This window comes from Saccharopolyspora sp. (genome assembly GCF_017434145.1).
GTDB lineage: Bacteria > Actinomycetota > Actinomycetes > Mycobacteriales > Pseudonocardiaceae > Saccharopolyspora_C > Saccharopolyspora_C galaxeae.
On the sequence record NZ_JAFRFW010000279.1, the window covers coordinates 1 to 1,995 of the forward strand.

2 protein-coding genes and 1 pseudogene are annotated in these 1,995 nt (G+C 69.7%); all 3 read left to right on the forward strand.

Annotation, left to right across the window (positions count from 1 at the left end; all coding sequences use genetic code 11):
• Positions 1-213, forward strand: a pseudogene (locus IJH84_RS07775) (hypothetical protein); the annotation flags it as partial.
• On the forward strand, positions 206-1,075 hold the full coding sequence (locus IJH84_RS07780; RefSeq protein ID WP_295142070.1) for a proline/glycine betaine ABC transporter permease: 870 nt from the start codon (positions 206-208) through the stop codon (positions 1,073-1,075). The pseudogene IJH84_RS07775 and the gene IJH84_RS07780, both read left to right, overlap by 8 nt.
• 77 nt (positions 1,076-1,152) lie before the next feature.
• On the forward strand, positions 1,153-1,995 hold an 843-nt coding region (locus IJH84_RS07785), incomplete at its 3' end, for a glycine betaine ABC transporter substrate-binding protein (RefSeq protein ID WP_295142072.1).

Consider the following 1,995-nt stretch of genomic DNA (forward strand, 5'->3'; position numbering starts at 1 on the left):
CGGGACGGGCTCGCGGAGATCCGCGACGTCGTGTCCCCGACGGCCGAGCCGATCACCGGGGACCGGCCGCTGCGCGAAGTCCTCGGACGCGCGACCGCGGAAGCCGTGCTGCCGGTCGTGGACGGCGAAGGGCGGCTGCTCGGCGCGCTGACTCCGGCGGTGCTGCTGCGGGCGCTGGGTGATCAGCGATCTCAGGAGGCCCCGGATGCCTGAAGTGCCCCGCATCCCGCTCGGCGACTGGTTCCAAGCCGTCGTGAACTGGTTGAACGACACGATCGGGCCGGTCTTCGACTTCATCGACCTGGTGGTGCGTTCCGCGGTGGACGGCTTGACCGCGGCGCTGCTGTGGCCACCGCAGTGGCTGCTGGTGCTGGTGCTCACGGCGCTGGCCTGGTGGCTGCGCGGCTGGCGGTTCGCGCTGTTCACCATCATCGGATTCGGGCTGGTTGCCGAGATGCGCGAGTTCCAGCCCGCGATGCAAACGCTGGCACTGGTCCTGGTGGCCGCCGTGATCGCGATCGTGGTGGCGATCCCGGTGGGCATCCTCGCCGCGCGCGAGCGGGTCGTGAGGCACGTGGTGCGGCCGGTGCTGGACCTGATGCAGACGATGCCCGCGTTCGTGTACCTGATCCCGGTCATCTTCTTCTTCAACATCGGCGCGGTGCCGGGCGTGGTGGCCACGGTGATCTTCGCGCTGCCGCCCGGAGTGCGGCTGACCGAGCTGGGCATCCGGCAGGTCGACGCCGAGGTGGTCGAAGCCGGGGAGGCGTTCGGGGCGCCGCCGCGGCGGATCCTCACCGGCATCCAGTTGCCGCTGGCCATGCCGTCGATCATGGCGGGCATCAACCAGGTGATCATGCTGTCGCTGTCGATGGTGGTCATCGCGGGCATGGTCGGCGCGGAAGGGCTGGGCACCGAGGTCTACACCGCGGTGACCCGGGTGCAGCTGGGGGCGGGTTTCGAGGCCGGTGTCGCGGTGGTGGTGCTCGCGGTCTACCTGGACCGGATCACCGCGGTGCTGGCCGACCGCTCCCCCGTTTCCCGCGCGGCCCGGGAGACCGCGCCAGTCGCCTAGTGGACGGGGGCTTTCCAGTGGTGCGCACGGGATCGCAGCAGGGGGGCAAGCACTATCGCAGGAAGGCGGGAGGCGCCATGCGGACAAGACTTCCGGCCCGCCGGCTGGTGGCCTTCATCGCGATGCTGGCCGCGTTGGTGCTGGTCGCCGCGGGATGCGGCGGCAGGCAGGCGGACACCGGGCAGCAGGAGAAGCGGATCAACATCGGCTACATCGCCTGGGACGAGGCCATCGCGGTCAGCAACCTCTACAAGGTGCTGTTGCAGCGGCAGGGCTACCAGGTGCAGCTGACCGAACTGGAGGCCGGTCCGACCTACGCCGGGCTGGCGCGCGGCAACATCGACCTGTTCATGGACGCATGGCTGCCGCAGACGCACGCCGACTACTGGAACCAGTACCGCGGTCAGATCGAGGACCTCGGGGTCTGGTACGACCGGGCGACGCTGAACATCGCGGTGCCGACGTACCTGACCGACGTGAACTCGATGGCGGACCTGCGCGGCCGGGCCGCCGAGTTCCACGGCACGATCACCGGCATCGACCCGGGCGCCGGGCTCAGCCGCGTGACGCGGGACCAGATGATCCCGCAGTACGGCCTCACCGGGCAGTACACGCTGCAGACCTCGTCGACCACGGCGATGTTGGCTTCGCTGGAGCGCGCGATCAACGAGCGCCAGCCGATCGTCGTCACGCTGTGGCACCTGCACTGGGCGTACGCGAAGTACCCGATCAAGGACTTGGCGGACCCGCGCGGCGCGATGGGTTCGGCGGAGCAGATCCACGCCGCCGGGCGGAAGGGCTTCAGCGCCGACTTCCCGGACGTGACCGGGATGGTGCACAAGTTCCGGTTGAACGACCAGCAGCTCGCTTCGCTGGAGAACGAGATCAACAGCGCCCCGAAGGGGCAGGAGGAAGCCGCC

Bases quoted from the DNA above. Each gene is read 5' to 3' on its own strand.
- IJH84_RS07780 (WP_295142070.1), top strand. From the start codon at position 206: ATGCCTGAAGTGCCCCGCATCCCGCTCGGCGACTGGTTCCAAGCCGTC.